Annotated in this window: 7 protein-coding genes; 6 read left to right on the top strand and 1 reads right to left on the bottom strand. The window is 62.0% G+C overall.

Annotated elements, in window-relative coordinates:
• A partial coding sequence (locus H0V34_08220) for an APC family permease (protein MBA2491673.1) occupies positions 1-1,092 on the bottom strand: 1,092 nt, incomplete at its 3' end.
• Positions 1,093-1,455: 363 nt separating this feature from the next.
• On the opposite strand from H0V34_08220, the gene H0V34_08215 reads away from it, so the two are divergent.
• The 6 genes from H0V34_08215 to H0V34_08190 all read left to right on the top strand — a co-directional run.
• Positions 1,456-1,683: a hypothetical protein gene (locus H0V34_08215; GenBank protein ID MBA2491672.1), complete on the top strand. Its 228-nt coding sequence runs from the start codon at positions 1,456-1,458 to the stop codon at positions 1,681-1,683.
• Between the two features lie 197 nt (positions 1,684-1,880).
• Positions 1,881-3,260 carry a cytochrome B6 gene (locus H0V34_08210; protein ID MBA2491671.1) on the top strand — a complete coding sequence of 460 codons (1,380 nt, stop codon included), beginning with the start codon at positions 1,881-1,883 and terminating at the stop codon, positions 3,258-3,260.
• 111 nt (positions 3,261-3,371) lie between these two features.
• On the top strand, positions 3,372-4,403 hold the full coding sequence (coxB, locus tag H0V34_08205) for a cytochrome c oxidase subunit II (protein MBA2491670.1): 1,032 nt from the start codon (positions 3,372-3,374) through the stop codon (positions 4,401-4,403).
• Positions 4,400-6,928 (top strand): cytochrome c oxidase subunit I, encoded by a 2,529-nt coding sequence (ctaD, locus tag H0V34_08200; protein ID MBA2491669.1) that lies wholly within the window; start codon positions 4,400-4,402, stop codon positions 6,926-6,928. The genes coxB and ctaD overlap by 4 nt, the downstream gene beginning before the upstream one ends.
• A gap of 1 nt (position 6,929) precedes the next feature.
• Positions 6,930-7,298, top strand: a complete 369-nt coding sequence (locus tag H0V34_08195) for a hypothetical protein (protein MBA2491668.1) — start codon at positions 6,930-6,932, stop codon at positions 7,296-7,298.
• Positions 7,298-7,499, top strand: a 202-nt coding sequence (locus H0V34_08190) for a cytochrome c oxidase assembly protein (GenBank protein ID MBA2491667.1), incomplete at its 3' end; no start/stop codon positions are given. The genes H0V34_08195 and H0V34_08190, both read left to right, overlap by 1 nt.

Here is a 7,499-nt window from a genome sequence, read left to right as displayed (position 1 = left end):
GGTGATGATGGTCGAGATGTGCGGCGTTTGGAAGCGGGGATGAATGCGCCCCAGCGCTTTCGGCATCGCGTGCGCGCGCGCCATCGAGAGCGTGGTACGCGAGGAGGGAATAATCGTGGTCTGTGTGGCGGCCAGCGCCGAGGTCAGCACGGCCAGCACGACAAACTTGTCCCACGGCGAACCCAGCACGTCGGTGGCGACTTCACTTAAGATCGCGTCGTTGTCGGCGAATCCCTGCACGGTCTCGAGACCCGCGTAGGCCACGACCGCGGTACTCACCGAAAGATAAGTAATGAGCAGGATGATCGTGGCGCAGATCGCGGCCAGTCCCGGCGCGGTCGCGCTGTGCGTGCTCTCCTCGGTGCTGTTCACCGAGCTTTCCCAGCCCCAGTAGATGAATACGCCGATCAACAGGCTGCCAATAAGGGCATCCGGACTGGAGATCGCGAAAGGGGAGAACCAGGAGAGTTCCGGCTGTAGCGAACCCTCCGGCGCGGTGCCATTGTAGACGCTGATCAGGGCGACGCTGGCGAAGAGCAGCAGCGCCAGAACCTGCGCGACGATCAGCACGTCTTGCAGGCGCGCGGACGGTTCGATGCCGACGACGGCGATCGATGTCAGCACGGCGATGTAGGCGACGGCCAGAATGGTGACGGCCACTTTCGAGGCAGCCAGCACGTCGAGGTCGAATAGCAGATAGGTATAACGGGCGGCGACGTCGGCCAGCGAGCCGATCACGAGGATGCTTGTGGCACACACCGCCCAGCCCGCCATCCAGCCGATCCAGGGCCCCATCGCGCGCGTTACCCAGGAGAATGACGTACCGCAATCCTGATCAGCCCGGTTCATGTAATAAAAGGCCGCGGCGATGAAGAACATGGGGATAAAGCTCGTCAACAAGGCTGCCGGTGCGTGTACCCCCACCAGCACCGCGACCACGCCGATGACCGCCGCCAGCGAGTAGGCCGGCGCTGTGGAGGCAAGCCCGATCACCAGCACGCTGATAAACCCTATCGCGTTGGCCTTGAGGCCGGGCGCGCCTGCTTCGGAGTTCCCCGCCTGGCGGCCCTGCTGTCGGTTCGCTTCTGCCAACGTCCCTCCTGCCGAGAATCGAATCCTGATCGATATGCTGGCGGCGATGCCCGCGAGCGCCAACCATACCCGAAGCGGGGGCTGTCACAAAATTTTTTATGCCTCTGCATCAATTCAGGTGAATCAATGTTATGCAGGGTGGATTAAGCGTGGCCCCGTAATTCGGGCGCGTGGCGCCGAATCCAAGCACCGAGTAGCCATCCGTGGCGAACTTCAGCGATTCTGGAAACCCCGGCCCGGACTTCCGGCGCGTTGTGCTCCCGGCAACGCTTGGAAGCCCTGGCTCACCCACCGCGGTCGGTGGATACGCCCGCAAAGCTTGCGTGTACTTGTCAGACGAGCCGGCGGGTTTTATCCACCTACATGGCTCATCTTCGCGGGCGACAAGCCATTCTCGGCGCGGCGCGTTCGGCGCTGATTTCCATCGATTACAGCGACGGCGCGATGCGGCTGGAGACGTTCAGGTACTACACCGAACCCATGATCAAGGCGGCCACCAAATACGAAGACTTCGCTTTGACGCCGGATGGAAAATACGTGATCGCGGCGCCGCACCATTCAAGTAAACGATCTCAACAATTTCATAATTAAATTGGATTAATTGTCGGAAATGGACTACTTCTCTGCAGTGAACCGCACGACGGGCGCTCGATCATCCATACGGCGTTGCTGACGCTCACGGGTCACGACGAGATGGTCCTGAAGGTCTCAATGCAAGCGATCACTAGGAGAGAGTCATGACAGAGAATCAGATACAGAACAACCCGGTAAATTGGGCGGTCGGCGGAATATTCGCGACCGCCCTTGTTTTTTCTACGGCCGCTCCGGCGGCTGACCAGCAGGAGCCGCCGCCGCCATCGAGCTACGCTCCGGTTGTCGAGGAGGAAAGTTTCGCGAGCACCAAGGCCCGCATGGAAGCGGCCAAACCCGAGATCATGGCACGCCAAAAGAAGCTGCTCGACCAGCGTTACGATTTGAGTGACCGGCCCGCAAAGAACGTCACGATGACCAATGGCAAGCCGATTCAGGCAGGCGTACGCATCAAATTACCGAGCGGTGTGACCTGGCAGCAACTCGCGAGCATGAGCCCCGAAAAAATCCGCGACCAGGGGTTGTTCCCGGCCGGTTTTCTGCCGTTACCGCATCCTAACCACGCCGAAGGTGGCATGGTGTTTCCTCAGTTTCACATCGACGAAATCAAGAAACAGGAGGGCGAAGTTCTCCGCAACCTGACGCGCTTCGATCTGGAGTTAGACCTGCCGGATCATCTGCTGCCCGAGTTTCCCCCACCAATGTTTCTGACAACCCGCCCCGATCTCGGCGATGTTACCAAAGGCCAGCTGGTCACCACCCAAAACTATTACGAGTTGTTCAACGGCACCCTGACGCCGAAGCAGTTGGACGGTGTCCGGTTGCTGGTCACGCCGGCGCCCCAGCAGCAGTTCAATTTGACCGCCGACCGCCGCTCCGAGCGGCCGAGTCTGGGCGTCACCTGTTTCGATTGCCACGCGAACGGCCATACCAATGCCGCGACCCACTTGGATCCGCAGACACGGCCGCAGGAATCCAGGCGCCGCCTCGATATACCGACCTTGCGCGGCGTGAACATTCAGCGTTTGTTTGGCTCGCAGCGGTCGTTGCGCAGCATCGAGGACTTCACGGAGTTCGAGCAACGCGGCGCGTATTTCGACGGCGACAACGTGATTGCGACCAAGAAAGGCGTGAACATCCTCGAGCGCGGCAGCGAGGTTGCCAACATGGCGGAGTTTCAGTCAATACTAGATTTCCCACCGGCGCCCAAGCTCGACATTATCGGGAATCTCGATTCCGCGAAGGCGAGCCAATCCGAAATGGCCGGGCAGGAACTGTTCTTCGGCAAGGGGAAGTGCGGAAGCTGCCATCAGCCGCCATTCTACACCGACAACATGATGCACGATCTGCAGACCGAGCGCTTTTACAAGACGCAGATGATCAACGGCAAGAAAGCATCGGGCGATGGTCCGATCAAAACCTTCCCGTTGCGCGGCATCAAGGATTCTCCCCCCTATCTGCACGACGGCCGGCTGCTGACCCTAGACGACACGGTTGAATTCTTCAACGTCGTCCTCGGCACGAAACTGACCGCGGCCGAGAAGAAAAACCTAGTCGCGTTCTTGCTGACTCTGTAACAGGGAATGCTGCATCTGAATGGGAGGCCATGTCACTGGTCGCCCGTTCTGTGCGCCGAGCACGGCGGCTCCTGGAAGTTTTAACGAATCTCGAACGGGTGCGAAGGCGCCATGGCGCCGGTCCGCGGCCTTGCGCAGGCTCCACGCGCAGGCCGCTGGCCGAGTCGCGTTCATGTTTGGTTTATCGGTGCGTCCGTCCTCATTCTCGCCGGCTGCGCCGGACCGCAGTCCGCGCTCGCGCCCTCCGGTCTGGAGGCCGCGTGGGTTGCGCAGTTGTTCTGGGTGATGCTGATCGGGGCGGGGCTCATCTGGACGCTGGTCATTGGTTTCGCGATCTACGTCACGCGGCTCAATCCGCAGGCGCACAGCGAGAAGGCGGCGGGCCGGCTGATCGTGTGGGGCGGCGTGGTGTTTCCGGTAACGGTGCTGGGCGCGTTACTGATCTACGGGCTGGCGCTGATGCCGGCCTTGCGCGCGCCGGGGGGTGGCTTGCGCATCGAGGTGTCGGGTGAACAGTGGTGGTGGCGGGTGAAATATTCTCCGCCTGGCCGCGCTGCGCCGGTGACCAGCGCCAACGAGATACGGCTGCCGGTCGGTCAGAGAAGCGAGATCATCCTGACCAGTCCCGATGTGATTCATTCGTTCTGGATTCCCTCGCTCGCCGGCAAGGTGGACATGATTCCCGGACGCATCAATCGCATCGTGCTGGAGCCCACCGAGACCGGCGTTTACCGCGGACAGTGCGCCGAGTATTGCGGCACGGCGCACGCGCTGATGGCGTTCTCAGTGGTCGTGATGCCGCGCGATAAATTCGCACAATGGCTTGAGCAGGAGGCGCGCCCGGCCGCCACGCCGCGCGCGCCGCGAATTGAAAAAGGCCGTAATCTGTTTCTGGTGACCGGTTGCGGCGCCTGCCACACTGTCCGCGGTACGCGCGCCCGGGGCGTGATCGGTCCGGATCTGACCCATGTCGGCAGTCGCCGCACCATCGGCGCGGGCACGCTTGTGAGCAACACAAAATCCATCGCCCGCTTCATCGCACAAACGCAACGCATCAAGCCCGGCGTGCGCATGCCGTCGTTCGGCATGCTGCCGGGCAAGGATATCGACGCGATCGCCGCGTATCTGGAAAGTCTCGAATGAACAATACTGCCCACGCCTCGCCGCAGGACGATCCCGCCCACCGGCGCGCGCAGGCGGAGCGTCTGAAGCAGGTCTGGGCGAGCGGCAAAGGCTTCCGCTACTGGTCGGCGGTCAACAATTCCGAAATCGGTGTCTGGTACACGGTCACCGCGTTCGCGTTCTTTCTGTTCGCCGGCGTGCTGGCGCTGTTGATCCGCACGCAGCTGGCGGTGCCCGAGAACGACTTTCTGTCGGCTGAAGTTTATAACCAGGTCTTCACCCTGCACGGCACGGTGATGATGTTCCTGTTCGCGATTCCGATCTTCGAAGCGGTGTCGATATTGATCCTGCCGGAGATGCTCGGCGCGCGCGACCTGCCGTTTCCGCGCCTGTCCGCGTTCGGCTACTGGAGCTTTCTGCTGGGCGGCGTGTTCGTCTGTGGCTCGATCTTTTTCGGCGCCGCGCCCAGCGGCGGCTGGTTCATGTACCCGCCGCTCACGACCGACGTCGAGCAGTCCGGCATCGGCGCCGACATCTGGATGCTGGGGCTGTCGTTTATCGAGGTCGCCTCGATCGCGGCGGCAGTGGAGATCATCATCGGCATTCTCAAGTGCCGGCCGCCTGGCATGCGCATCAATCTCATGCCGCTGTACTCCTGGTATCTGCTGGTGGTGGCGGCCATGATCCTGTTCGCGTTCCCACCGCTGATCGCCGGCGATATCCTGTTCGAGATGGAGCGACTGCTGGACTGGCCGTTCTTCGATCCCGCGCGCGGCGGCGATCCCATCCTGTGGCAGCACCTGTTCTGGATTTTCGGCCATCCCGAGGTCTATATCATCTTCCTGCCGGCGATCGCGCTTGTGGCCATGATCGTGCCGACCTTCGCGCGGCGGCCCATCGTCGGCTATACCTGGATCGTGCTGGCAGCCGTGGGCACCGGGTTTCTGAGCTTCGGCCTATGGGTGCACCACATGTTTGCTACGGGTCTGCCGGCGATCTCGCTGGGGTTTTTCTCGGCGGCCTCGGAAGCCGTCGCGATCCCGACCGGCGTGCAGATATTCTGCTTCCTCGCGACCCTGCTGGCGGGGCGCGTGATTTACTGCGTGCCGATGCTGTACGTCAGCGGCACCCTGGCGATCTTCGTCATCGGCGGCCTGACCGGCGTGATGGTCGCGCTCGCGCCGTTCGACTGGCAGGCGCACGATTCCTATTTCATCGTCGCGCACCTGCATTACGTACTGATCGGCGGCGCGCTGTTTCCGATTTTCGCCGGTGTCTACTATTTCTTCCCCTTCGTCAGGGGTCGCAAGCTCTCCGACAAACTCGGTAAGCTCGCCTTCTGGCTGATGTTCGTCGGCTTCAACGTCTCCTTCTTTCCGATGCACTTCACCGGGCTGCTCGGCATGCCGCGACGCGTGGTCACCTATCCGCAACGGCTCGGTTGGGAGTGGCTGAACCTTATCTCGACCGTCGGCGCCTTCATGTTCGCAATCGGCGTGCTCGTGTTCGTGTGGGATGTGCTGCGGCCCAGGCGCAGGGAGCCATATGCGCAGCGGAATCCCTGGAACGCCGGCACGCTGGAATGGCTGACCGAGATGCCCGGCGCGGACTGGGGCGTGCGTTCCATCCCCATCGTCGAGAGCCGCTATCCGCTGTGGGATCAGCCGGACTTCGTAAAGAACGTCGACGAGGGCCGCTTTTATCTGCCGGACGCGGAAGAGGGGAAACGCGAAACGATGGTCACGTCGGTGCTCGATGCCACGCCCATCCAGTGTCTGCGCGTGCCGGGCAATACCTTCATCACCATGGCGGCCGCGTTCCTGACCGGTGGCGTGTTTATCTTCACCACGTTTCACTGGTATCTGGCGGCGCTCGTGTCGGGGGTGTTCGCGCTGGGTGCGATTGTCAAGTGGCTTTGGGACGGCACGGCGATGGTGCCGGAAAAGCCGGACAAAGACGTGGGCCTGGGATTAACCCTGCCGCTTTACGTGTCCGGCCCGAAATCAGTGGGCTGGTGGGCCATGTTCATCACTATGATCGGCGACATGACGGCGTTCGCGAGTGTGGTGTTCGCATATTTTTTTTATTGGACCATACACGATGATTTCCCGCCGCCCGACGCGGCGCCCGGCGTGACATTGCCGCTCATCGCGAGCGCGCTGCTGATGACCTCGTGGGGAGTCACGCAAATGGCGCGTCGCTGGAACCGCGCGGGCAACGCCAAGGCGTTTCGGCTGGCGCTTATCGCGGGCGCTGTCCTTACCGCTGGCGGTGGCGCGGGATATATCTGGGGTCCGTTGACGTCAGGCATGGTGGCTGCGAAGAGCGTCTATCCGGCGACTGTGTGGGTGCTGGTCATCTGGGTCGCGAGCCACGCGGCGCTGGGCATCATCATGCAGCTCTACTGCGTGGCGGGAAGCTGGGCCGGCAAGTTAACCAACGAGTACGACATCGACATCTGGAACGTGTCGCTGTACTGGCACTTCATGGCGATCACGACGGTAGTAACCTTCGCAGTGATCGCACTGTTCCCTCTGGTGACCTAAGATGCCGGCCAGCCGCGACAGTCTGTGGTTTCTCATCGCCGGGCCGACCGTGTGGGCCACCCATTTTCTATTGAGTTACGTGGTCGGCGCGGTTTACTGCGCGAAATCCGGCGACATCGATGCGAACCTCGGGACCGTGCGTCTAACCGTCGCAATCATCACCGTGATCGCTCTGGGCCTGATCGTACATGCCGGTCTGCATGCTTATCGGAACTGGGGGTTCGGCGCCGAAGATCCTCCGCACGATGACGATACGCGCACCGACCGCCGCCGTTTTCTGGGCTACGCGACGATGCTGCTGTGCGGCCTCTCCTTTGTCGCGACCTTCTATGTCGCGCTGCCGGCACTGATCATCACGAGCTGCCGATGATGCATCGAACGCCGCTGCTGCTGGGCTTCGCCGCACTTGCCATCGCCTGGAGCGGTGCGTTGCCGAGGTTCCTGGGCCATTCCTTCACCGCCCACATGGCGATGCACATGATGGTGGTCGCGGTCGCCGCGCCGCTGATCGCGGTTGGTGTGGCGGCTTCGCGCGCCGATCCCTCGTTGATAAGACCGGCCTGGTTCGCGC

This window comes from Gammaproteobacteria bacterium (genome assembly GCA_013696315.1).
GTDB lineage: Bacteria > Pseudomonadota > Gammaproteobacteria > JACCYU01 > JACCYU01 > JACCYU01.
The sequence above is the reverse complement of the archived record's forward strand: the minus strand, read 5'-3'. Positions and strand labels throughout refer to the sequence as shown.